19 protein-coding genes are annotated in these 22,343 nt (G+C 64.0%); 8 read left to right on the top strand and 11 right to left on the bottom strand.

The features are described 5' to 3' along the window. Entirely contained in the window at positions 1-2,214 is a 2,214-nt protein-coding gene (locus ACSQ3I_RS20965) for a TonB-dependent siderophore receptor (protein WP_436002045.1), read from the bottom strand. 189 nt (positions 2,215-2,403) lie between these two features. Between ACSQ3I_RS20965 and ACSQ3I_RS20970 the strand changes: the two genes are divergently transcribed. Further along, the gene (locus ACSQ3I_RS20970; RefSeq protein ID WP_436002047.1) at positions 2,404-3,279 is read left to right on the top strand and encodes a helix-turn-helix domain-containing protein; all 876 of its coding nucleotides are present in this window, start codon (positions 2,404-2,406) and stop codon (positions 3,277-3,279) included. 78 nt (positions 3,280-3,357) lie between these two features. Next, on the top strand, positions 3,358-4,275 hold the full coding sequence (locus ACSQ3I_RS20975; RefSeq protein ID WP_436002049.1) for a siderophore ABC transporter substrate-binding protein: 918 nt from the start codon (positions 3,358-3,360) through the stop codon (positions 4,273-4,275). Between the two features lie 66 nt (positions 4,276-4,341). Here ACSQ3I_RS20975 and ACSQ3I_RS20980 read toward each other — a convergent pair whose 3' ends face one another. Then, positions 4,342-5,709, bottom strand: coding sequence for an FAD/NAD(P)-binding protein (locus tag ACSQ3I_RS20980; RefSeq protein ID WP_436002050.1), 1,368 nt, complete (start codon positions 5,707-5,709; stop codon positions 4,342-4,344). A gap of 193 nt (positions 5,710-5,902) precedes the next feature. Between ACSQ3I_RS20980 and ACSQ3I_RS20985 the strand changes: the two genes are divergently transcribed. Genes ACSQ3I_RS20985 through ACSQ3I_RS20995 form a run of 3 tightly spaced genes read left to right on the top strand, consistent with a single transcriptional unit; the run spans position 5,903 to position 8,459 of the window. Beyond that, positions 5,903-6,856, top strand: a complete 954-nt coding sequence (locus ACSQ3I_RS20985; RefSeq protein ID WP_436002052.1) for a sulfonate ABC transporter substrate-binding protein — start codon at positions 5,903-5,905, stop codon at positions 6,854-6,856. Next, on the top strand, positions 6,856-7,695 hold the full coding sequence (gene ssuC / locus ACSQ3I_RS20990; protein ID WP_436002054.1) for an aliphatic sulfonate ABC transporter permease SsuC: 840 nt from the start codon (positions 6,856-6,858) through the stop codon (positions 7,693-7,695). Before ACSQ3I_RS20985 ends, ssuC begins: the two co-directional genes overlap by 1 nt. Next, complete coding sequence (locus ACSQ3I_RS20995; protein WP_436002056.1) at positions 7,692-8,459, top strand: ABC transporter ATP-binding protein; 768 nt, start codon at positions 7,692-7,694, stop codon at positions 8,457-8,459. The genes ssuC and ACSQ3I_RS20995 overlap by 4 nt, the downstream gene beginning before the upstream one ends. An 18-nt stretch (positions 8,460-8,477) precedes the next feature. On the opposite strand, the gene ACSQ3I_RS21000 is transcribed toward ACSQ3I_RS20995, so the two are convergent. Continuing rightward, on the bottom strand, positions 8,478-10,760 hold the full coding sequence (locus ACSQ3I_RS21000; protein ID WP_436002058.1) for an FdhF/YdeP family oxidoreductase: 2,283 nt from the start codon (positions 10,758-10,760) through the stop codon (positions 8,478-8,480). Positions 10,761-11,197: 437 nt separating this feature from the next. Between ACSQ3I_RS21000 and ACSQ3I_RS21005 the strand changes: the two genes are divergently transcribed. Both ACSQ3I_RS21005 and ACSQ3I_RS21010 read left to right on the top strand, forming a co-directional pair. After that, positions 11,198-11,716 (top strand): Dps family protein, encoded by a 519-nt coding sequence (locus tag ACSQ3I_RS21005; RefSeq protein WP_436002060.1) that lies wholly within the window; start codon positions 11,198-11,200, stop codon positions 11,714-11,716. Between the two features lie 27 nt (positions 11,717-11,743). Further along, complete coding sequence (locus ACSQ3I_RS21010; protein ID WP_436002062.1) at positions 11,744-12,949, top strand: MFS transporter; 1,206 nt, start codon at positions 11,744-11,746, stop codon at positions 12,947-12,949. Between the two features lie 193 nt (positions 12,950-13,142). On the opposite strand, the gene ACSQ3I_RS21015 is transcribed toward ACSQ3I_RS21010, so the two are convergent. Next, positions 13,143-13,847: an SDR family oxidoreductase gene (locus tag ACSQ3I_RS21015; RefSeq protein ID WP_436002064.1), complete on the bottom strand. Its 705-nt coding sequence runs from the start codon at positions 13,845-13,847 to the stop codon at positions 13,143-13,145. Positions 13,848-13,975: 128 nt separating this feature from the next. Here ACSQ3I_RS21015 and gcvA point away from each other — a divergent pair, with 128 nt between their 5' ends. Then, the gene (gcvA, locus tag ACSQ3I_RS21020) at positions 13,976-14,899 is read left to right on the top strand and encodes a transcriptional regulator GcvA (RefSeq protein WP_436002066.1); all 924 of its coding nucleotides are present in this window, start codon (positions 13,976-13,978) and stop codon (positions 14,897-14,899) included. On the opposite strand, the gene ACSQ3I_RS21025 is transcribed toward gcvA, so the two are convergent. Genes ACSQ3I_RS21025 through ACSQ3I_RS21055 form a run of 7 tightly spaced genes read right to left on the bottom strand, consistent with a single transcriptional unit; the run spans position 14,866 to position 22,341 of the window. Then, positions 14,866-15,441 carry a HutD/Ves family protein gene (locus tag ACSQ3I_RS21025; RefSeq protein WP_436002068.1) on the bottom strand — a complete coding sequence of 192 codons (576 nt, stop codon included), beginning with the start codon at positions 15,439-15,441 and terminating at the stop codon, positions 14,866-14,868. The genes gcvA and ACSQ3I_RS21025 overlap by 34 nt on opposite strands. A 23-nt stretch (positions 15,442-15,464) precedes the next feature. Beyond that, positions 15,465-17,138 (bottom strand): urocanate hydratase, encoded by a 1,674-nt coding sequence (gene hutU / locus ACSQ3I_RS21030; RefSeq protein ID WP_436002070.1) that lies wholly within the window; start codon positions 17,136-17,138, stop codon positions 15,465-15,467. 1 nt (position 17,139) lies between these two features. Next, entirely contained in the window at positions 17,140-17,949 is an 810-nt protein-coding gene (hutG, locus tag ACSQ3I_RS21035; RefSeq protein WP_436002072.1) for an N-formylglutamate deformylase, read from the bottom strand. Continuing rightward, on the bottom strand, positions 17,946-19,163 hold the full coding sequence (gene hutI, locus ACSQ3I_RS21040) for an imidazolonepropionase (RefSeq protein ID WP_436002073.1): 1,218 nt from the start codon (positions 19,161-19,163) through the stop codon (positions 17,946-17,948). The genes hutG and hutI overlap by 4 nt, the downstream gene beginning before the upstream one ends. Beyond that, positions 19,160-20,668, bottom strand: coding sequence for an HAL/PAL/TAL family ammonia-lyase (locus ACSQ3I_RS21045; protein ID WP_436002075.1), 1,509 nt, complete (start codon positions 20,666-20,668; stop codon positions 19,160-19,162). The genes hutI and ACSQ3I_RS21045 overlap by 4 nt, the downstream gene beginning before the upstream one ends. Next, on the bottom strand, positions 20,661-21,491 hold the full coding sequence (locus ACSQ3I_RS21050; RefSeq protein ID WP_436002077.1) for a quaternary amine ABC transporter ATP-binding protein: 831 nt from the start codon (positions 21,489-21,491) through the stop codon (positions 20,661-20,663). The genes ACSQ3I_RS21045 and ACSQ3I_RS21050 overlap by 8 nt, the downstream gene beginning before the upstream one ends. After that, a complete protein-coding gene (locus tag ACSQ3I_RS21055; RefSeq protein ID WP_436002079.1) occupies positions 21,484-22,341 on the bottom strand; it encodes an ABC transporter permease in 858 nt (285 codons plus the stop codon). The genes ACSQ3I_RS21050 and ACSQ3I_RS21055 overlap by 8 nt, the downstream gene beginning before the upstream one ends. Positions 22,342-22,343 lie beyond the last annotated feature (2 nt).

A 22,343-nucleotide genomic window follows, 5' to 3' on the forward strand; every position in this document is an offset into this window, starting at 1 on the left:
TTACCAGGTTTTCTTCAGGGTCGCGACCACGCTGCGGCCGGAGCCATAGAAGCAGGCATAGGCACTGGCGCATGAGGCGACATAGGTCTTGTCGGCAAGGTTCTTGACGTTGACCTGCAGCGACAGCCCCTTCAGGTCGGCGTTGACGGCACCGAAATCGTAACTCGCCATGGCGTCGAACAGCGTGACGGCCGGCACCTTGAAGGTATCGGTGTTGTTGCCGAAGCTCGATCCGATGTAGCGGACGCCGGCGCCGAGCGTCAGGCCTTCCAGCGCGCCGCTGTCGAAACCATAGGTGCCCCATAGGGCCGCCTGATGCGCCGGGATACGGGCCGGCGTCTTGCCGATCTCGCCCGCCGTGACGGAATCGACGATTTCAGAGTCGATGTAGCTGTAGCTGGCGATCAGCGAGAGATTGTCGCGGATCTCGGTTTTTGCCGACAGTTCCAGGCCGCGATTATGGATCTCGCCGATCTGGGAGTAGACGCTGCGCCCGAGCGTGCCGTTCCAGGCGCCCATCACCACGTCGTTCTGTGTCAGGTCGTAATAGGCGACCGTCAGCAGCGTATTGCTGCCCTCGGGCGCATATTTGGCGCCGATCTCAAACTGGCTGGCCGTGGTCGGCGAAAACGCCGCCTGTCCTTGTTCCGGCATCTGCAGTGCCGGCTCGAAGGAGGTCGAATAGCTGACATAAGGCGCGATGCCGTTGTCGAAGCGATACAGCGCCCCGGCGCGCCAGGTGAAATCGCCGTCGTCATAGGCCTGATCGTTGTTGGAGGTCAGGCGGTCGTCGATGTCGGTGCTGGCCCAGTCGTAGCGGATGCCGGCCATCAGGTTGAGCTTGCCGATTTCCACCTGGTCTTGCAGGTAGATGCCGGTCTGCTTTGCCGTCAGCTCCTGCAGGTCGCTGGTGTTAAGGGTCAGCGAGGCATAATCGAAACCACCATAGACGGGATTGTTGAGGTCGATGCTCGGCACCGAAGCCCGGCCCCATTCGTAGTCGCGGGTGCGATACCGGTAGTCGAGACCGCCAAGGAGCGTGTGTGACGCCGCCCCGGTGTCGAATTCGGCCTGCAGCTGGTTGTCGATGGCGAATTGCCGCCAGCTGTCGGTGCCGCCGCTTGCCGAGCGGTTGACGATCGTGTCGAAGCCGGTGACGGGATCGGGGCTGGCATAACCCCAGACCAGCGTATGGTGCTCCGTGCCGACCCAGTGGAAGCGGGCATTCTGACGGAACGTGAACGTGTCGTTGATGACCCGTTCGAACTCGTAGCCGATCCAGGCCTGCTCGCGGCGGAACCGTTCATAGTTCGGGTCGGAAACGAAGAAGTCGCGCGGAACGTAGCCGTATCCTTCGATCGGATCGATCGTGCCGGCGGCATCGAGGAAGTTGCGGAAGCCGGCATCCGGCTCGTTCTGGTATCCGCCCAGAACGGTCAGCGTCGTATTGGCGTCCGGCGTCCAGGTCACGGACGGCGCGATCGCGAAGCTGCGCTGCTTGGCAAGATTTTCCTGCAGATCCTGGCTGAGACCGGTTGCCGCCAGCCGGTAAGCGAAATCCTCGTTGCCCGGCACCTTGTCGCTGATGTCGAAGCCGGCGCTGATATGCTTGTCGGTGCCGAGCGACACCTGCACTTCGCGCAACGGCTGGTCGGTTGGCTTCTTGCTCACCATGTTGACGAGGCCGCCCGGGTTTGCCTGGCCGTAGAGCACGGAGGAGGGACCGGAAAGCAGTTCGACGCGCTCCAGCAGGTAAGGATCGACCTTGGCATAGGAAAGATCGCCGGCCAGGAACAGCCCGTCGAGATAACGCGGCACGTAATAGAAGCCGCGCACGAACATTTCGTCGCGCAGGTTGGAGGCGCCGCGATATTCGGTGAAGACGCCCGGCGTATACCGCAGCGCTTCGGCCACGGAGCCGACATCCTGGTCCTGCATCTGGTCTTTGGCGACGACGGCGATCGATTGCGGCGTCTTGGCGATCGGCGTGTCCGACTTGGTGCCGGAACGGCTCTGCTTGGCGACATAACCGTCGACCGGGCCACCGCCCTTTTCCTGGCCCTTGGCATTGAGGTTGATGGTTTCCAGCGTCGTCGCCTGGCCGCCGTCGCTATCCTGGGCTCTGGCTGCCGAAAGCGCGATGAAACTGACCGCTGCTGCAAGCGCTGCCCGCTGCGCCAGCAAGGATCCGGTGGAAAGGAAAGAACGCGCCATAGCCGATGCCCCCATCATGCGATAATCCGCCTCGGCTGGAGGCGGTAAACTTGATTGGCGGCCTCATGTATATGGTTAGGATAGAGTTGCTGTCGACCGCAAAGACATTGGCGCAAACGGCAAAAAACTACGCGCAAACGGCAGGCTTGGCCGGAAGCGGCAATGGCTTCAGACATGGAAATGACCGCAATGCCACAGAGGATCCTCCCCGACGTTCCGCAACACCTGTTTGTCGGCGCCATGGATGGTGTCACCACCTGCACGCCGGATACCGAGCTTCACGACATCTGGCCCAAATTCATCGTCATGGTGATCCTGCAGGGCGAGCAGCATTTCACCATCGATGGCGAACGTTTCGATATCGATGCGGGGCAGGGGCGGGAGGCGAGCCCGGTCGTCTTCATGCTCAACGTCGCCCGCTTCTGCAAGCTGCAATTCATCAACGAGAGCGAGGTGCCGCTGCGCAAGGTAATGATTTCGGCGCCGTTTCCGTGGGTTGAACGGCTGATCCAGTCGCAGCCGGATGGCATGCCGAAGCTCGAAGCCTTTTTCGCCCAGCACCTCAGTCAGTTCAGCTTCCGGCCGAGCCAGCATATCGTCCACCTGTCGGAGCAGATCGTCGATCCGCCGTCGGCCATGCGTGGTGAGTTGCAGACGCTCTATCGCCGCTCGCACGCGATGGACATCCTTTGCCACGCCTGCGCGCTGATGCTGGAGAGCGAAGAGGGCGCCTCGGCCCGCGCCGGATTGATGAGCCGGCGGCAGAGCGAAAGGGTGCGGGAATACATTGCCGCCAACATCCGCCGCGACCTGACGATCGAAAACATCGCCCGCGAGGTCGGTCTCAGCACATCCTCGGTGCAGCGGCACTTCAAGGAGCATTTCGGCCTGACGATCTTCGAGTTCATCCGCCAGAAGCGCCTGGAAAGCGCCCGCTGGGCACTCGAAAGCGACGGCGTGCCGATCGCCCAAGCGGCCTATATCGCCGGATACAACAACCCTTCCAGTTTCACCACCGCCTTCAAGAAGGCCTACGGTGTTTCCCCGAAATATCGCCGCGCCTGAACGCCGCAGATTTGCCGGCGATGTTGCCTCGCGGTGAAAATGCCGCTAGTGATCCGAAAAAACATGAGGGAGTTATTCATGATTTTTCGAGCTGCCGCATTCGTTGCAATCCTCCTGTCGGCGCTTGCCGGCTCCGCCGCTGCCGAAACCATCACCGTCGAACATGCGAGCGGCAAGACCGACGTCGCCGTCAACCCGGAGAAGGTGCTGGTTTACGATCTCGGCGCGCTGGAAAACCTCGACCAGCTCGGAATAACCGTGACCGGCGTTCCCGGCTCGAACATCCCGCCGGCACTGGAAAAATACAAGGATGCCGCCTTTGCCAAGGTCGGTACGCTGTTCGAACCTGATCTCGAAGCGGTCAACAGCGCCGAGCCGGACCTGATCATCGTCGCCGCTCGCAGCAGCCCGCATTATGCGGCACTCTCGGCCATGGCGCCGACCATCGACCTGACGTTGCCGGATCAGGATCTCATCACCGGCGTCAAGCGCAATGCCGAAATCATCGGCAAAATCTTCGGCAAGCAGGTGGAGATGAAAGCGCGCATCGACCGGCTGGATGCCTCGGTTGCCGAACTCAAATCATTGGCGCCGCAGGTCGGCACCGGCCTGATCCTGCTGACGACGGGTGGCAAGGTCAGCGCTTATGGCAAGGGCTCGCGGTTCGGTGAAATCCACGATGCCTTCGGCGTTCTGCCTGCCGATACGGATCTGCAGCAGGCGACCCACGGCCAGGCGATCTCCTACGAATACATTCTCGAAAAGAACCCCGACTGGCTGTTCGTCATCGATCGCGATGCGGCCATCGGCCAGCAGGGACAATCGGCCGCCTCGCTGCTCGACAACGACCTCGTGCACCAGACGAAGGCCTGGAAGAACGGTCATGTTCTCTATCTCGATTCCGCCAAGCTTTACCTGACGGGGGCGGGAATTCAGTCGCACCAGGATATCGTCGACGTGCTGCTCAAGGCGTTTCACGCCTCGCTTGGCCGGTGACAATTCCGGCTCTGCGTCCGCAACTCAGGTAACGGACGCAGGCTCCCGCTTGGGAATTTTACGGGTTTACAACGCCTCCGCTCGTTCGTCCGCCACCGCGCGTGCGACCGCTTGCGCCTGGACGCGGATGTCGGGAACAGCGGTGATTTCCCAGAAGCGGCCGGCTGTCAGGGCGCCGACGGCATAGATGTTGTCGTGAACCCGCTCCTGCGCATCGACGACCCGCGAACCCTCGTCGACAGTGATGCCGAGGCCGAGCGGGTCGGCATGGATCAGCCCGTCATTCGCCATCGCCCGCAGCAACGGTGAATGCTCGATGCCGGCACGTTCCATGCCCGTACAGTTGACGATGCGATCCACCGTCACGCCCACTTCACCGGATTTACCGCGGGGGCGAAAATTCACCGCGAGCGCATCGGCCGTTTCCGTGATGCTGTGCAGGAACCCGGCGTGCAGGCGCACCGTTCCGTCATCCCGCAAGGTCTGGAAACGCTGGTGCACATCGGGCGCGATGCGGTGGCGGTGGATGTTCCACCAGGCGAGCGCATGGCGCAGGAAACGTGCCCGCTCCGCAGGCGCCAGCCCTTGCCACAGCGCCTGCGTGCGCGGCCTGAGGGCATCCATGACACGCCGCCAGTCCTCCACCTCGTCCGCCGCCGTCCGCAGCGCATGCAGGATGGCGCTCAGCCTGTCCGGCAGGTCGCCGACGTCGATGTCGGCCGGTGGCAGCGGATGGCGGACATGCGCAAGTGGCGCCAGGCCGCGCCGCGACAGAACCTCGATCGGCCCACGGTGTCCATGGGCGCGCAGGGACAGCACCTGATCGATCATGGTCAGGCCCGAGCCAAGAATGCAGATCCGCTCGTCCGGCCGCACCCTCCGTAGCCATGACAGGCGCCAGGGATTGCGGACGATGCGGCTGCGTGCCGCCGCCGTCAGGCTGTCGACCGGCACCGGGATCGGCGCATTGCCGAGCCCCAGACAGAGAACGATATGACGCCCGGCGATCTCGTCGCCGTTTTCGAGCTGGAAACCGAAGGTGCGGGCGTAACGCTCGATACAGCCGGTGGCTTTCGCCTTGATGAAATCGACCCGGCATTTTCGCTTGCGCAGATGGGCCGCCAGGGTGTCGCGGAGATAGAGGCCATAATCGCCGCGCGAGGCGAAATCGGCGCCGGAGACGTGTTTGCCCTTGCGCTCCAGCCAGTCGACGAAATCGTTCGGGCGGTCCGGGAAAAGGCTCATGCGGCTGGCCGGCACGTTGAGGCGATGGAGATAGAGTTCCGTGCGGTAGGCGGTGCCGCGTCCGAAACCGGGATTGTCTCCGACAATGGCGATGGAGGAAGACGGGGGCAAGGTTTCGATCAGGTTGCAGGCCATGGCAATGGCCGAGAAACCGGCGCCAAGGACGACGACGTCATAAATCAAGAGCAACTCCCCATGCTGGCCCTAAAGGATAGGGCACTTGAAATTACCGTCCAGATCTCCCGACCCGTCACGAAAAAGGATTTTCCGACCAACGCCGGATTTTGGTGTCTTGTTCCTGTGAACAGCCGGGAGGCACTGTATTCTACTTTTCCTATCGATAATAAATATAATGATTGGCCTGCGGCCGAGGAGAACGAAAATGCGCCTGACACGACGCCTGTTCAACACGATGCTGACAAGTGCGGCCGCCATGCCGCTGATCGGCGCCATCCCGGCCCGGGCTGCCGACAAGCTGATCCGCGTCGGCTACCAGAAATACGGCACGCTGGTTCTGCTGAAGGGCAAAGGTCTTCTGGAAAAGAAGCTGGCGGAGATCGGCTACACGGTGGAGTGGACGGAATTTCCGGCCGGTCCGCAGCTTCTGGAAGCGTTGAATGTCGGCGCCGTCGATTTCGGCTCCACCGGCGAAACTCCGCCGATTTTCGCCCAGGCCGCTGGCGCTCCGCTCGTCTACGTCGCGCATGAGCCGCCCGCACCGCGTGGTGAAGCAATACTCGTGCCGAAGGACAGCCCGATCCAGACCGTCGCCGACCTGAAGGGCAAGACGGTGGTGCTCAACAAGGGCTCAAACGTGCACTTCCTGCTGGTGAAGGCGCTGGAGGAGGCCGGCCTGAGCTACAGCGACATCACCGTCTCCTTCCTGCCGCCGGCCGATGCGCGCGCCGCCTTCGAGCAGGGCGCCGTCGATGCCTGGGTGATCTGGGATCCCTTCCAGGCCGCTGCCGAAGCCGCCATCGAGGCGCGCGAGCTGCGCAATGGCGAGAACCTGGTGCCCAATCACCAGTTCTACCTCAGCGCCCGCGATTTTGTTGCCGGCCATCCGCAGGCGCTGGAAGGCGTCATCGCCGCCATCGGCGAGATCGACGAGTGGGCCAAGGCCAATACGGCTGCCGCCGCCGCCGAGCTTTCTCCTTCCGTCGGCATTCCGCAGGACGTGCTGACCATTGCGCTGGAGCGCCAGTCCTACGGCGTCAAGCCGCTCGACAAGGCGGTCGTCGACCAGCAGCAGGAAATCGCCGATACCTTCTTCAAGCTCGGCCTCATCCCCAAGGAAATTTCCATCGCCGAGGCGGTGTGGAAGGGTGGTGCCTGATGGCCGATACGTCGCTCGCTGCCTATCCGGCGGGGACCGAAACACGCAAGCTGAACCTCTCTGGTCTGGGGCGCCGTCTGGCGCCCTGGGCCTTACCGTTTGTTCTGCTGGTCGTGTGGGAAATCGTCTCCCGCCTTGGTCTCGTCAATGCCCGGCTGATGCCGGCGCCGAGCATCGTCGCCGCCTCCTTCTGGCGGCTGCTCTGGGATGGATCGCTCATCTACCACACGCTGGCATCCACCCAGCGCGCCGTGATTGGCCTCGCCATTGGCGGCTCCATCGGCTTCGTGCTCGGTGTTGCCAACGGCCTGTGGCGGCCGGCGGAAACGCTGCTCGACACCTCGATCCAGATGCTGCGCAACGTGCCGCATCTCGCCCTGATCCCGCTGGTCATCCTGTGGTTCGGTATCGGTGAGCAGGCCAAGATCTTCCTCGTCGCCATCGGCGTGTTCTTTCCGATCTACGTCAACACCTTCTACGGCGTACGCACCATCGATCCGCAAGTCGTGGAAATGGCTGAGGTCTACGGGCTCGACCGCAAGGCGCTGATCACGCGGATCGTCCTGCCCGGCGCGCTGCCGTCCATCCTCGTCGGCCTGCGTTACGCGTTGGGCTTCATGTGGCTGACACTGATCGTGGCGGAAACCATCTCCGCCACCAATGGTATCGGCTACATGACGATGAATGCCCGCGAATTCCTGCAGACCGATATCGTGCTGCTCGGCATCATCGTCTACGCGCTGCTCGGCAAGCTCGCCGATGTGGCGACCCGTGCGCTGGAGCGGCGCCTGTTGCAATGGCATCCGGCCTATCAGCAGAAACAGGGAGCCAGCGCATGAGTGCGGCCCTTCAATACGACCCGGCCGATATCGACCCATCGCGGGCGGAAACGCCGGCCGGCCTGCCGATCCGCCTCGGCCGTGTCGAAAAACGTTTCGGCGCCCTGCAGGTGCTCAAGGACGTCAACCTGACGATTGCACCTGGAAGCTTTCTCGCCGTCGTCGGCCGTTCGGGTGGCGGGAAATCGACGCTGCTGCGCCTGATCGCCGGTCTCGACAGTCCGACATCAGGCCATGTCGAGATCGGCAGCAGTCGCGTCAACGGCCTGCATCCGGCCGTCCGCCTGCTGTTTCAGGAAGCGCGGCTGGTGCCATGGCAACGCGTGCTGGAAAATGTCGGCATCGCCCGGCAGGCGGACTGGCGCAGCACCGCCGCCGCCACGCTCGCCGATGTCGGCCTGCAGGGGCGCGAAAACGACTGGCCGAGCATCCTCTCCGGCGGCCAGAAGCAGCGTGTCGCACTGGCGCGCGCCTTGGTCAGCCGTCCCGAGATCCTGCTGCTCGACGAGCCGTTCGGGGCGCTCGACGCCCTGACACGCCTGGAGATGCATCGCCTGCTGGAAGAACTCTGGTCGGCGCGGCGCTTCACCACGGTGTTGATTACCCATGACGTTGCCGAAGCGGTCGCCCTTGCCGATCGCGTGATCGTGGTCCGCGAGGGGTCGATTGCGCTCGACATCGATATCGATCTCGAACGTCCGCGCCGGGAACTGACCGATCCGCGTGCGGCCGCTCTGCAGCATCGCATCCTCGATGCCGTTTGACGGCCTGCCCGGGCCGGCTCAGGCGGCAGCGCTGACCTTGACCGGTATGCCCTTGTAGGCGGGCGTGCCGGACTTGCGGTCGTAATCGGCCAGAGCGATCAGCCTGTTCATTTCCGGATAATACCCGGCGATGCATCCCTGCGGGATGTCGTAGGCGACGGCGGTAAAGCCTTTCACCGTGTTGGCGGATTGCGACATGGCCTGTACGTCGATCCGGTCGCCATCGGCGAGGCCACGTGATGCGAGGTCGGCCGTGTTCATGAAGATGACGTCGCGCCGGCCGAAGACGCCGCGGTAGCGGTCGTCCAGCCCGTAGATCGTCGTGTTGTACTGGTCGTGGCTGCGCAACGTCGTCAGCACCAGTGCCTCGGCGTCCGAAAGCCGGTCGTCTTCATCGAGGCCGGGGGCGACAAGAAACTGCGCCTTGCCTGAGGGCGTGTTCCACTTGCGATCCGAGGCGGCGACGGTGAGGCGGAAACCGCCCGGTTTGCGGACCCGCGTATTGAAGTCGCGGAAATCCGGGAAAACCACCTCGATCTTGTCACGGATACGGTTGTAGTCGGCCACCATGCCATCCCAGTCGATGTCATAGCGGCTGCCGAGCGTTGCCTTGGCGATGCCGGCGACGATGGCGGGTTCGGAGCGGAGCTCGTCGCTTGGCGGCTTGAGGAAACCGCGCGAGGCATGCACCATCGACATGGAATCTTCCACTGTCACGGATTGCACGCCCGACTGCTGGATATCCTGGTCCGTGCGCCCCAGCACCGGCAGGATGATCGAGGTGCGGGCTAAAAGCAGGTGCGAACGGTTGGGTTTGGTGGCGATGTGGACGGCGAGGTCGAGCTTGCGCATTGCCTCGAAGGTCGCATCCGAATCCGACATGGCGACGGCGAGATTGCCGCCGAGCGAGATCAGCGCCTTCGACTTGCCCTCCAGGATCGCTTCGATCGATTCGATGGCGTTGTGACCCTTTTCCGCCGGCGGGCGGAAGCCGAATGCCCGTTCCATGCCGTCGAGCAGGGCGTCGTCGGGGATCTCGGTGATGCCGACGGTGCGGTCGCCCTGGACGTTGGAATGGCCTCTCAGCGGACATATGCCGGCGCCCTTCCGGCCGATGTTGCCGCGCAGCATCAGGAAATTGGCCAACTGCTGCACATTCGCCGTTCCGTGGCTATGCTGGGTGATGCCCATGCCGTAGCAGAGAATGACACTCTTCGCCTTGAGGTAGACATCGACAGCGCTGTCGAGGGCTTCCAGCGTCAGGCCGCAGCGGGTGAGGATGTCCTCCCAGGCCGTCGTCATGATGTCGGCCCTGAGCTCGTCGATCCCCTGCGTGTGGATGGCGATGAAATCCCGGTCGAGGAAACCATTGCCGCCTGCGGCGATATCGGCATCGTTGCGTTCGAAGATCCGCTTCATCAGGCCCTTGAGCGCGGCAAGATCGCCGCCGGCGCGGACCTGGTGGTAGGCCGACGCGATGCGCGTCGAGGACATGGTCGCCATCTCCACCGGATTTTGCGGCGAGGCGAATTTTTCGAGCGCCCGTTCCTTCAGCGGGTTGAAGACGATGATGGGCACGCCGCGGCGCGACGCTTCATGCAGGGTCGCCATCATCCGCGGATGGTTGGTTCCCGGGTTGTGGCCGAAGCTGAAGATCGCATCGGTGTGGTCGAAATCCTCCAGCAGTACCGTGCCCTTGCCGACCCCGATCGAGACCGGAAGCCCGACGCTGGTGGCCTCGTGGCACATGTTGGAGCAATCGGGAAAATTGTTGGTGCCGTAGGCCCGCACGAACAGCTGGAACAGGAACGCCGCCTCGTTGGAGGCGCGGCCGGAGGTGTAGAATTCCGCCATGTTGGGATCGGGCAGCTTGTTCAGCTCTTCCGCAATCGTCGAAAATGCCGCCTCCCAGCCGATGGGGACGTAACGGTCGCTCTGCCGGTCATAGATCAGCGGATGCGTCAGCCTGCCCTCGCCTTCCAGCAGGTGGTCGCTCCACTGCCAGAGTTCCTCGATAGTGTGGGCGGCGAAAAAATCCGGGCCGGCACGTTTGGCCGTCGATTCCCAGGTGATCGCCTTGGCGCCGTTTTCGCAGAATTCGAAGGAGCTGGTATGCTTGGGATCGGGCCAGGCGCAGCCGGGGCAATCGAAACCCTCGGGCTGGTTGGCTTTCAGCAGCGTCGCCGCCCCCTGCGCCACGATCTGCTGCCGGGCCAACGTTTCGGCCACGGCCTTGAGCGCTCCCCAGCCGCCGGCGGGGGCAGTGTAGGTTTCGATGCCTTCGGGGCGTTTGTCTTTCATCTCGAACTCCAATGCATTCCGGGTCGGCCGGCAGGTGCCTTTCCATGAAGATAGTGCCCCGGGCGAAGGGAAAAAGAGAAGGCTGCGCCACCAGAGAGATGGTTTCCGACAGGGCGGAAACAAGCACCGATTCTGGTACCGACGCCATCAGGATTTCACCGTGATATATATATACTAGACCTTTTCATCGGTGTCCGGGCCTATACATGAGGATAGGTCCGAATGGACGAGGGTTGAATTTTACCGTCCCCTGCGCTGGGCTAAGGTCTGCATACGAGCTGAGAGGACAATTGAATGCAAGGAGTTGCCGCCGCAGTCAGCCGAACGTTCATGCCGCTTCTCTTTCCGGCAATCTGAATGTTTCATGCCGCAAGCTTGCCCCCAACCGGAGCCGTCCGGCCCCGCTTTTCCTACCCTGACCTGAAAGGATAATCGCCATGGATCGCCAATCTGCCGAAAAGCGCCGCAAGGCCGCACTTGCCACGCCGTCGGATCTCGCCTCGAATGCCACGACCGACATATCGGCGGCACTTTCGGCGTTGCTGGCCGATACGTTCGCGCTCTATCTCAAGACCAAGAATTTTCACTGGCATATGAGCGGACCGCATTTTCGCGATTATCACCTGATGCTCGACGAACAGGGCGAACAGATCTTTGCCATGACCGACGCCATCGCCGAACGGGCGCGCAAGGTCGGCGGCACCACCATCCGCTCCATCGGCCACATTTCCCGCCAGCAGCGCCTGCTCGACAACGACGCCGACTTCGTGACGCCGCGCGATATGATCGCCGAACTGGCGGAAGACAACCGCACCTTCCTGTCCTTCCTCCGGCAGGTCCACGAGGTGTGCGGCGAACACAATGACGTTGCTACCACCAGCCTGCTGGAAGTCTGGATCGACGAGACGGAGCGGCGTGCCTGGTTTCTGTTCGAGACGACCCGCAACGCCGAGTAAAGCGGCTCCGCTTCGAAAGAAACCATCATGACCACCATCCGAATGAATGCCGATGCGGCGGGCGCCGCCATCGGCAAGGGCGGGCTATTGTCCATGGCCGTGGCGGCAGGGCTTGCCGTCGCCAATATCTATTACAACCAGCCGATGCTCGGGCTTATCGAGGCCGAGTTCGGCCAGGCGGCCGCCGCCGGCATCGTGCCGACCGCTACCCAACTGGGATATGCGCTCGGGCTCTTCCTGCTGCTGCCGCTGGGAGATCTCGTCGACCGGCGTCGGCTGATCATTGTCCAGTTCGTGATCCTCGCCGCCTCCCTGGTGCTGGCAGCGACGGCGCCTTCGGCGCTGCTGCTGGTCGGTGCCTCGCTCGTCGTCGGCGCCAGCGCCACCGTGGCGCAGCAGATCGTGCCGTTCGCCGCCGCACTTGCGGCGCCGGAAAAGCGCGGCGCGACCATCGGTCTGGTCATGGCCGGTGTGCTCTCCGGCATCCTGCTCAGCCGGACGCTGTCCGGTTTCGTCGGCGAATATGCCGGCTGGCGTGAGATGTTCTGGATCGGCGTGCCGCTTGCCCTTTCCGGTGCCGGCCTGATGTTTGCGACCCTGCCGCGCCACCGGGCAATGTCGCCGCTTTCTTATCCGCAGGCGATGCGCTCACTTGTCGCGTTGTGGAAACGCCATCCGGCATTGCGGGTTGCCACCTTCGTGCAGGCCATGTTGTTTGCCTCGTTTACGGCATTCTGGACGGTGCTGGCGCTGTATCTGCAAGGCCCGTCCTTTGGCCTCGGCGCGGACATTGCCGGCCTCTTCGGCCTGGTTGGCGCCATCGGCATCGTCGCGGCGCCGCTTGCCGGCAGGATTGCCGATCGGCGCGGCCCCCATTTCGTCGTCTGGGCCGGCGCGATCCTGACCGTGCTGGCCTGGTTCGTCTTCGGGCTGTGGGCGTCCATCGCGGCGCTGGTGATCGGCGTCATCGTCCTGGATTTCGGCATACAGAGCGCGCTGGTCTCCAACCAGCACCTGATCTTTGCGCTGGATGCCAATGCCCGCAGCCGGCTCAACACCATCTTCATGACGGGGATGTTCCTCGGCGGTTCGCTCGGTTCGGCCGGTTCCGCTTTCGCCTGGGCGCATGGCGGCTGGCCAGCGGTCAGCGCTCTCGGGGTGGCCTTCGCGATCATCGCGATCCTGGCACGCGTCGCCGGTCAGCGTGTTCGTACGCCGATCTCGATGCCCTGAAAGATCCAAGCTGCATTGTATCGAAACGTATCCCGCCGGCCGGATGCGCTACGCACACCGCACCGTCACCGGCGGCATAGACCACAACCTGCCGCAGGAAGCGCCGTAGGCGTTTGCCCAGGCGGTTCTGGATGTGGCGATGTTTTGACGTCGCCACACCGCATGTAATCAGGCGGCCAGATCTTTTCGGCCGTCAGACCGACCGGGTGAGGCCGCCATCGACCTTGAGATTCTGCCCGGTGATGTAACCGGCGCCTTCCGACGCCAGGAAGGCGACGGTTGCAGCGATTTCGGCGCTGGTGCCGTAACGCTTCATCGGCACGCTGTCGCGGCGCTCGTCGGTGGAGGGCAGGCTGTCGATCCAGCCGGGCAGCACGTTGTTCATCCGCACGTTGTCGCCGGCATAGGTATCGGCGAAAATCTTGGTGTAGGCGGCAAGGCCGGCGCGGAAAACCGCCGAGGTCGGGAACATCGACGACGGCTCGAATGCCCAGGCTGTAGAAATGTTGACGATCGAGCCGGATTTCTGCGCCTGCATGATCGGCGTGACGAGGCGCACGGCGCGGATGACGTTCATCAGGTAGACGTCGAGGCCGGTGTGCCACTGCTCGTCGGTGATCTCGATGATCTGGGCGCGCGGGCCGTGGCCGGCACTGTTGACCAGCACGTCGATGCGGCCCCAGCGTTCCATCGTCGCGTCGACCAGCCGCTTGAGATCGTCGTTCGACTGGTTGGAACCGGTGATGCCGATGCCGCCCAGTTCTTGCGCCAGGGCCTCACCCTTGCCGGAGGAGGAGAGGATCGCGACCTTGAAACCGTCGGCGGCAAGGCGTCTCGCCGTTTCCGCGCCCATGCCGCTGCCGCCTGCCGTGACAATCGCTACCTTTTCTACTGACATCTGTTTCGCCTTTCCCTGGGCGGTCGGCACTGCCGAACGCGTTGCCTGTCTGGATGTCCTGTCATAGCATTGCCGATGGCTGCGTACGAGCCAGTTGCTGTTTCATTTGACTGTAGAAAAACTATCGCATGAATGATCTCTCATCGAAAAGACTTCCGTCGCTGAACGGCCTGCGCGTCTTCGAAGTCGCGGCGCGCCACCTGAATTTTCGCCTGGCGGCCGAAGAATTGGGCGTCACGCAGGGCGCCGTGGCGCAGCAGGTTCGCGGGCTGGAAGCGGAGTTGGGGATAAAGCTCTTCGAACGCCTACCGCGCACGCTGGCACTGACCGGCGAAGGGCGCGCCTACATTGCCGATATCCGCCGGGCGCTGGAAATCATCGCCCAGGCAACCGAACACCTGAAACCGCAACCGGTACGGCTGACCATCAGCGTCACGCCGACATTCGCCTCGAAGTGGCTTGTGCCGCGGCTTGCGGATTTTACCGCCCGTCATCCCGATCTCGACCTGCGCCTGCTGGCGACGGAGCGCATGTCGAGCTTTCAGGCCGATGGTGTCGATCTCGCCGTGCGTTATGGCCGCCCGCCGTTCGGGCCGGGGCTTGCCGTCGATCTTCTGTTCGAGCAGGAAATCGTCGCCGTCTGCAGTCCGATGCTGCTCAACGGACGCCAGCCGCCAACCACGGCGACCGAACTGTCAGGTTTTACGCTGCTGCACGACGCCCACAGTTTTTGGCCGGAATTCATCGACAAATATCTAGGCGGGAGTACCGATGCCCCGTTCAAGGGCATGAGCTTCAATCAGACGGCACATGCCATCGAGGCGGCGATTGCCGGGCAGGGCATCGTCCTCGCCAACCGCCATTTTGTCGCGCGGGATATCGAGGATGGGCGGCTGCAACAACTCTACGACCATTGCCTGCGCGGACGGGCGGATTTTTTCCTGGTGCGGCCGCGGTATCGCAAGTCGAATTCGCTGGAGACGGTGATCGACTGGATGATGGAGGAGGCGGGCAGGGGTTATGCGCCCGGAATGTCGATGCCGATCAGGTAGGCGACGGCGGGCGAAGCGCTGGTCAGTGCCAACGTTTCCCCGGGCAGGATATCGACGATCGCATCGTCGGCTGCCAGCGCATGGTCGTTGCCGGAAGCATCGACCGTCACCGGCCCGGTGAAAACCAGCGCGGTGGTCGAATGCTCGCCGGTCAACTGCAACGCGCCCGACCAGGCAAGACGCTTCATCACATGGCGGGCGCGGCCGCGGAGCGTCATGATGTTGAGGTCGGTGGTTTCGCCTTCGCCGACCTGTGCCTCGACGGCGGCTTCACCGGCAAAAGCAAAGGGCTCACCCGCCGCAGTGAGGCAGGTGGCAAGGGCACCGTCCACCGTGAGGTCGACGGCATTACCGCGCAGCGCGACAATGGTGCGGTCTATCCCCGCAAAGCTGGAAAAGGGACCGGATTCGCGAATGGTCGCAAGGCTGAGCCGCCAGAGAAAGGCGGCTCCCTCTGCGGGCGCCAGCGCCACCTCGCGGGTGACGCCGCCGCCGTTCTTCCACGGCATCGCCTTGTGATCTGCTGCCCGCAGAATGCGCATCGTATCCGGTCCCTTTCGCGTGGTCAGTTGCCGAGGATGCCCGGCAGGCGCAGGCCCTTTTCCTTGGCGCATTCGAGGGCGATCTCGTAGCCCGCATCGGCATGGCGCATAACGCCGGTGGCCGGGTCGTTCCACAGAACCCGTTCGAGGCGCTTGGCTGCATCGTCCGAGCCGTCGGCGCAGATGACGACGCCCGAATGCTGCGAGAAGCCCATGCCGACGCCGCCGCCGTGATGCAGTGACACCCAGGTGGCGCCCGAGGCGGTGTTGAGCAGGGCGTTCAGCAGCGGCCAGTCGGAAACGGCATCGGAGCCGTCCTTCATCGCTTCCGTCTCGCGGTTCGGCGAGGCGACCGAGCCGGAGTCGAGGTGGTCGCGGCCGATGACGACCGGCGCCTTCAGCTCGCCGTTCCTGACCATCTCGTTGAAGGCGAGCGCCAGGCGGTGGCGGTCGCCGAGGCCGACCCAGCAAATGCGCGCCGGCAGGCCCTGGAAGGCGATGCGCTCGCGCGCCATGTCCAGCCAGTTGTGCAGGTGCTTGTTGTCGGGCAGCAGTTCCTTGACCTTGGCGTCGGTCTTGTAGATGTCCTCCGGATCGCCGGACAGGGCCGCCCAGCGGAACGGGCCGATGCCGCGGCAAAACAGCGGGCGGATATAGGCCGGCACGAAGCCGGGGAAGGCGAAGGCGTTTTCGAGGCCTTCCTCCTTGGCCACCTGCCGGATGTTGTTGCCGTAGTCGAGGGTCGGCACGCCCATGTTCCAGAAATCGACCATGGCGGCGACGTGGGTCTTCATCGAGGCGCGGGCGGCGGCTTCCACCGCCTTCGGGTCGCTTTCCTGCTTGGCGCGCCATTCGGCCACCGTCCAGCCGACCGGCAGGTAGCCGTGGATCGGGTCGTGGGCCGAGGTCTGGTCGGTGACGATATCCGGCTTGACGCCGCGGCGGACGAGTTCCGGGAAGATTTCGGCGGCATTGCCGATCAGGCCGACCGACTTGGCCTCGCCGGCCTTGGTCCATTGGTCGATGAGGGCGAGCGCTTCGTCCAGCGTATGCGCCTTGGCGTCGACATAGCGGGTGCGCAGGCGGAAATCGACGCGGGTTTCGTCGCATTCGACGGCGAGGCAGCAGGCGCCGGCCATGACGGCCGCTAGCGGCTGGGCGCCGCCCATGCCGCCGAGGCCGCCGGTGAGGATCCACTTGCCCTTGAGGCTGCCATTATAGTGCTGGCGACCGGCCTCGACGAAGGTTTCGTAGGTGCCCTGAACGATGCCCTGCGTGCCGATGTAGATCCACGAACCGGCCGTCATCTGGCCGTACATGGCAAGACCCTTGCGGTCGAGTTCGTTGAAATGCTCCCAGGTTGCCCAATGCGGTACCAGGTTGGAGTTCGCGATCAGCACGCGCGGCGCATCCTTGTGGGTGCGGAACACGCCGACCGGCTTGCCGGACTGCACGACGAGGGTTTCTTCCTCCGTCAGCGTCTTCAGCGTCGCGACGATGCGGTCGAAATCCTCCCAGGTGCGGGCGGCGCGGCCGATGCCGCCGTAAACCACCAGCTCGTGCGGGCGCTCGGCGACATCAGGGTCGAGGTTGTTCATCAGCATGCGCAGCGGCGCCTCGGTCATCCAGCTCTTGGCGTTCAGCTCGGTGCCCTGCGGGGCGCGGACTTCGCGGGTGTTGTGGCGTGGGTTGTTCATGTCATTCCCCCTTCGTCTTCAATTGGTTTGCAACAGCTTCGATGCGTGTGAGGATGTCTTTCAGATGGATGCGCAGCCGCTCCCCCTTCTGCGTGTCATAAGCAAAGGGCGGCGCCTCCGTCGCCAGATGCGAGATCTGCGCGAGTTCCATCTGGATGGCGTGCACGCCGGTCTGCGGCTTGCCGTAGTGGCGGGTCGTCCAGCCGCCCTTGAAGCGGCCGTTGACGACGGACCTGTAGCCTTCGGCGGTCGCGGCGACATCGGCGGCGGCGGCTTCGATCACCGGATCGCAGGTGCGGCCGATATCGGTACCGGTGTTGAAGTCCGGCAGACGACCTTCGAACAGGAACGGGATGAGCGACCGGATCGAATGGCAATCATAGACCACGGCGACACCATGGAGTGCCTTCACTCGCTCGACTTCGGCAAGCAGCGCCGCATGGTACGGTGCGTGAAAATGCTTCACCCGATAGGTGATATCTGCTTGCGACGGCGTTTCGCCTTCTTTCCAGATCGGCTTGCCGTCGAAATCGGTTTCCGGCACCAGCCCGGTGGTGTTCTGGCCGGGATAGAGGCTCGTGCCTTCCGGGTCGCGGTTGGCATCGATGACATAGCGATGGAAGGTGGCGCGCACCGTCGTCGCCTGCGGCAAAAGGCCGGCGTAGAGATCGTGGATATGCCAGTCGGTATCGGCGAGAATCTGGCCGTTGTCGTTGAGCCTGTTCCAGATGTCCTGCGGCACTTCGGTTCCGGTGTGCGGGAAGGCCAGGATGACGGGCGAGGTGCCCTGCGAAACTTCGTAGACGCTCATGCCTTGTCCTCCGGCAGGTGACCGTTCCAGATCCGCCGGTGCAGCGGGTTGAAGCCGATGCGGTAGACCAGTTCGGCCGGGCTCTCGATGTCCCAGATCGCCAAGTCGGCCTGCTTGCCAGCCTCGATGGTGCCTATGCTGTCGAGCCGGCCGAGGGCACGGGCGGCTTCGCGGGTCACGCCTGCGAGGCATTCCTCCACCGTGAGATGGAACAGGGTGGCGCCCATGTTCATGGTCAGCAGCAGCGAGGTGAGCGGCGAAGTCCCGGGGTTGTTGTCGGTGGCGAGCGCCATCTTCGTCGCATGTTTGCGGAACAGGTCGACCGGCGGCTTCTTCGTCTCGCGGATGAAATAATAGGCGCCCGGCAGCAGGACGGCGACCGTGCCGGCCTTGGTCATCGCCGCCGCCCCTTCGTCGTCGGTATATTCCAGATGGTCGGCGGAAAGCGCGCCGTATTCGGCGGCGAGGGCGGCGCCATGCAGGTTCGACAACTGGTCCGCATGCAGCTTCACCGGCAGGCCCAGGGCCTTCGCGGCATCGAAGACGATCCGCATCTCTTTGGGCGAAAAGGCGATACCCTCGCAAAAACCATCGACGGCATCGACCAGGCCTTCGCCATGGGCGGCCTGCAGGCCGGGCAGCACGACGTCGCGGATGAAATCGCCGTTGCGGCCTTTGTAGTCCGCAGGGGTCGCATGGGCGCCGAGATAGGTGGTGGACAGGCCGACCGGGCGCTGTCCTGCCAGCGCACGCGCGGCGCGCAGCATCTTTACTTCGTCCTCGACGGTCAGGCCGTAGCCGGATTTTATTTCGACGGTGGTCACGCCCTCGGCGAGCAGCGCATCCAGCCGCGGCAGGCTTTCGGCGATCAGGTCCGCCTCGCTGGCTTCGCGCACCTGCCGGACCGACGAGACGATGCCGCCGCCGGCGCGGGCGATCTCTTCGTAGGAGGCACCAGCAAGCCGCATTTCGAATTCCTTGGCGCGGTTGCCGGCGTGGACGATGTGGGTGTGGCAGTCGATCAGGCCGGGGGTGATCCAGTGGCCCTCGCAATCCACCACCCGGGCACCGGCCGGCACGATGACACCCCGTTCCTCGCCGGCAAAGGCAATGCGGCTGCCGTCGATCAGGACGGCGCCGTTTTCGACGATGCCGAGGCCGGGGAGGTCAGGCGCCAGCGTCGCCAGCCGGGCGTTGCGCAGCAGGATACTCATGCCTTCTCTCCTTGCGAGCCGATATCGGTCGTTTCGATCAGGGCGCGGATCTTGGCGATTTCGCCGTTCAGCGGCCGGTCGTCACGATAGAACGGCACGTTTTCACGCACCAGATCGTAGAGGCCTGCGGTGCGGGCAGCCTTGGCGGCCGTTCCCGTCTGAAGGTCATAGGCCTGCGCCGCCGCCGTGACTTCGATCGCCAGGACGGTCTGCAGGTTGCCGAGGATCGCCAGCGCCTTGTCGGCGGCGGGCGTGGCGTGCGTCAGGATATCCTCCTGCAGCGCCGAGGTGATGCCGCCGTCGAGGCTTGCCGGTGCCGCCAGGCGCCGGTTTTCCGCGGCGAGCGCCGCGGCGGTGTACTGGATGATCATGAAGCCGGAACAGACGCCGCTGCCGGCGGCCAGGAAGGCCGGCAGGCCGCTGACCAGCGGATTGACGAGACGGTCGATCCGGCGTTCCGAGATTGCCGCCAGTTCCGCGGCGGCCGTCGCGAGGCTGTCCATGGCAAGGCCCAGCGCCGCGCCAACGGCATGCGCCTGCGAGTGAACCTCGGGGGCAGCAGCCGAACCCGAGACCACCGGGTTGTCTGTGACGCTCGACAGTTCGCGATCCACGACTTCGATCACATGGGCCAGTGCATCGCGCACGGCGCCGTGAACCTGGGGAACGGCGCGAAGGCTGAGCGGGTCCTGCGTGCGGCTGCCGGCGGATTTGGCAAGCAGCGCACTGCCTTCGAGCCAATGGCGAAGATTGCGGCCGACCTGCTGCAACCCCGGAGAACGGCGCAGTGCCAGCGGCATTTCGGCAAACGGGTCGGCCTGCGCGCCGAGATTTTCATAGGTCATCGCGGTTGCCGCGTCGGCCCAGTCCAGAAGATGCGACAGGCGGGCGACGGCAAGCGCGCCGAGGCCGGTGGCGCAGGGCGTGCCGTTGACGAGGCTGAGGCCTTCCTTGGCCTTCAATGTCAGCGGCGCAAGGCTGAGGCGCTTCAATGCTTCGCCGCCGGGGATGAGCGTGCCGCCATGGCGGCACTCGCCTTCGCCGATCAGCACGAGGCCAATTGCCGCCGCATGCGTCAAATAGCCGACCGAACCTCGCGACGGGATGACCGGCAGCATGTCGGCATTGAGCAGGGCGAGCAGCGTATCGATCACCTCGATGCTGACGCCGGAATAACCATGGGCGAAATTGGCGATCTGCGCCGCCATCACCGCCCGCGTTTCCGCCTTTTCCAGCGGCTGACCGACGCCGCAGGCATGGCTGAGGATGATGTTGCGCGACAGTGCCTGCTGGTTCTCACGGCTGATGATGACATCGCAGAGCGCGCCGACGCCGGTGTTGATGCCGTAGCCGCGGATTTCCCGCTCGACCAAGGCCTCGACGATACCGCGTGCGGCGACGATACGCTGCCGGGCCTGGTCGGAGAGAGCGAGCGCCGCGCCGTTGGCGACTGCGGCGATCTGTTTCCAGGTCAGTGGTCTGTCGAGAATGACGGCATCAGCCATGATGACCGACCTCCGCGCCGGCGCGCCGCTGCACGAAGCGGGCGACGTAGTCGTCCGCCGGCGTGTTGAGGATCTGGCTGGGCGTACCGACCTGCACCAGCTTGCCGTCCTTGAGGATGGCGATTTCGGCGCCGATGCGCAGTGCCTCGTCGAGATCGTGGGTGATGAAGACGATGGTCTTGGAGAGGTTCTTTTCCAGCTGCAGCAACTGGTCCTGCATGTCGTTGCGGATCAGCGGGTCGAGCGCCGAAAACGCCTCGTCCATCAGGATGACGTCGGTATCGGCCGCCAGCGCCCGCGCCAGGCCGACGCGCTGCTTCATGCCGCCGGAAAGCTGGTGCGGAAACTTGTTCTCATACCCCAGCAGGCCGACCGTCTCGATCCACTTCATGCCGATGGGATTGGCATCAGCCTTGCTGAGGCCACGGATGCGCTGCCCGTAGACGACGTTCTGCAGCACAGTGCGGTGCGGCATCAGGCCGAAACTCTGGAACACCATGCTGACGCGCCGGGTGCGGAATTCGCGCAGGTCGCGGGCATTGAGGTCGAGCACGTTGCGGCCATCGACGAGGATCTGGCCGCTGGTCGGCTCGATCAGCCGGTTGATGTGGCGCACCAGCGTCGATTTGCCGGAGCCGGAAAGGCCCATGATCACGAAGATGCGGGAAGCGCCGATCTTGAGGCTGATGTCGTTGAGGCCGACGCTGCAGCCGGTGCGTTCCAGGATGGCGGCCTTGTCGGCGCCATCGCGGGCCATGGCCATGGCTTCGGTCGCATTGCGGCCGAAGATCTTGTAGACGTTGCGGATTTCGATCTCAGCCATTTTTGCCATCCTCCAGCTTGGAGCGGCCGAAGCCCTGCGTGATGCGGTCGAGGACGATGGCGAGGATGACGATGCCGAGGCCGGCTTCGAGACCCTTGCCGACATCGAGCGTCTGGATGCCGTTGAGCACCTGCTCGCCGAGGCCGCGGGCGCCGATCATCGAGGCGACCACCACCATCGACAGCGCCATCATGATCGTCTGGTTGAGGCCGGCCATGATCGTCGGTGTGGCGAGCGGCAGCTCGACGCCGAAGAGGATCTGCCGCGGGCTGCCGCCGAAGGCGGTCGCCGCCTCCACGACCTCGCTGTCGACCTGGCGGATGCCGAGGTCGGTCAGGCGGATCAGCGGCGGCACGGCGTAGACGATGGTCGCCAGCACGGCCGGAACCTTGCCGAGGCCGAAGAGCATGATCGCCGGGATCAGGTAGACGAAGCTTGGCATGGTCTGCATCACGTCGAGCACCGGCAGGGTGATGCTGCGCATCAGCCGGCTCTTGGCGAGCCAGATGCCGATCGGCACGCCGATCGCCACCGAGATCAGGGTCGCCATCAGCATCAGCGCCAGCGTCTGCATGGCGAGATCCCAGAGGCCGAGCGCGCCGATCACGAACAGCAGGACGGCGACGACGACGACGAGCGAAACCTTGCGGGTCGCCTGCCAGGTCAGCGCCATGAACAGGATGATCATCAGCCACCAGGGCAGGCCGCGAACGATCCATTCGATGAACAGGATCGCCTGCAGGATCGCGTGCGAGATTGCCTTGAAGACAAAGCCGTAATTGACCACCAGCGCCTGCACGGCGGCGTTGATCGGTTCACGTATGGAAACATGCAGGGATTCTGGAAACATCG

The sequence above is a fragment of the Rhizobium sp. LjRoot30 genome, from assembly GCF_964253915.1.
Taxonomy (GTDB): Bacteria; Pseudomonadota; Alphaproteobacteria; order Rhizobiales; family Rhizobiaceae; genus Metarhizobium.

Excerpts from the sequence above, each read along its gene's own strand:
- ACSQ3I_RS20965 (WP_436002045.1), bottom strand. The coding sequence starts at position 2,214 with ATGGCGCGTTCTTTCCTTTCCACCGGATCCTTGCTGGCGCAGCGGGCA.
- ACSQ3I_RS20970 (WP_436002047.1), top strand. The coding sequence starts at position 2,404 with ATGCCACAGAGGATCCTCCCCGACGTTCCGCAACACCTGTTTGTCGGC.
- ACSQ3I_RS20975 (WP_436002049.1), top strand. The coding sequence starts at position 3,358 with ATGATTTTTCGAGCTGCCGCATTCGTTGCAATCCTCCTGTCGGCGCTT.
- ACSQ3I_RS20985 (WP_436002052.1), top strand. The coding sequence starts at position 5,903 with ATGCGCCTGACACGACGCCTGTTCAACACGATGCTGACAAGTGCGGCC.
- ssuC (WP_436002054.1), top strand. The coding sequence starts at position 6,856 with ATGGCCGATACGTCGCTCGCTGCCTATCCGGCGGGGACCGAAACACGC.
- ACSQ3I_RS20995 (WP_436002056.1), top strand. The coding sequence starts at position 7,692 with ATGAGTGCGGCCCTTCAATACGACCCGGCCGATATCGACCCATCGCGG.
- ACSQ3I_RS21000 (WP_436002058.1), bottom strand. The coding sequence starts at position 10,760 with ATGAAAGACAAACGCCCCGAAGGCATCGAAACCTACACTGCCCCCGCC.
- ACSQ3I_RS21005 (WP_436002060.1), top strand. The coding sequence starts at position 11,198 with ATGGATCGCCAATCTGCCGAAAAGCGCCGCAAGGCCGCACTTGCCACG.
- ACSQ3I_RS21010 (WP_436002062.1), top strand. The coding sequence starts at position 11,744 with ATGACCACCATCCGAATGAATGCCGATGCGGCGGGCGCCGCCATCGGC.
- ACSQ3I_RS21015 (WP_436002064.1), bottom strand. The coding sequence starts at position 13,847 with ATGTCAGTAGAAAAGGTAGCGATTGTCACGGCAGGCGGCAGCGGCATG.
- gcvA (WP_436002066.1), top strand. The coding sequence starts at position 13,976 with ATGAATGATCTCTCATCGAAAAGACTTCCGTCGCTGAACGGCCTGCGC.
- ACSQ3I_RS21025 (WP_436002068.1), bottom strand. The coding sequence starts at position 15,441 with ATGCGCATTCTGCGGGCAGCAGATCACAAGGCGATGCCGTGGAAGAAC.
- hutU (WP_436002070.1), bottom strand. The coding sequence starts at position 17,138 with ATGAACAACCCACGCCACAACACCCGCGAAGTCCGCGCCCCGCAGGGC.
- hutG (WP_436002072.1), bottom strand. The coding sequence starts at position 17,949 with ATGAGCGTCTACGAAGTTTCGCAGGGCACCTCGCCCGTCATCCTGGCC.
- hutI (WP_436002073.1), bottom strand. The coding sequence starts at position 19,163 with ATGAGTATCCTGCTGCGCAACGCCCGGCTGGCGACGCTGGCGCCTGAC.
- ACSQ3I_RS21045 (WP_436002075.1), bottom strand. The coding sequence starts at position 20,668 with ATGGCTGATGCCGTCATTCTCGACAGACCACTGACCTGGAAACAGATC.
- ACSQ3I_RS21050 (WP_436002077.1), bottom strand. The coding sequence starts at position 21,491 with ATGGCTGAGATCGAAATCCGCAACGTCTACAAGATCTTCGGCCGCAAT.
- ACSQ3I_RS21055 (WP_436002079.1), bottom strand. The coding sequence starts at position 22,341 with ATGTTTCCAGAATCCCTGCATGTTTCCATACGTGAACCGATCAACGCC.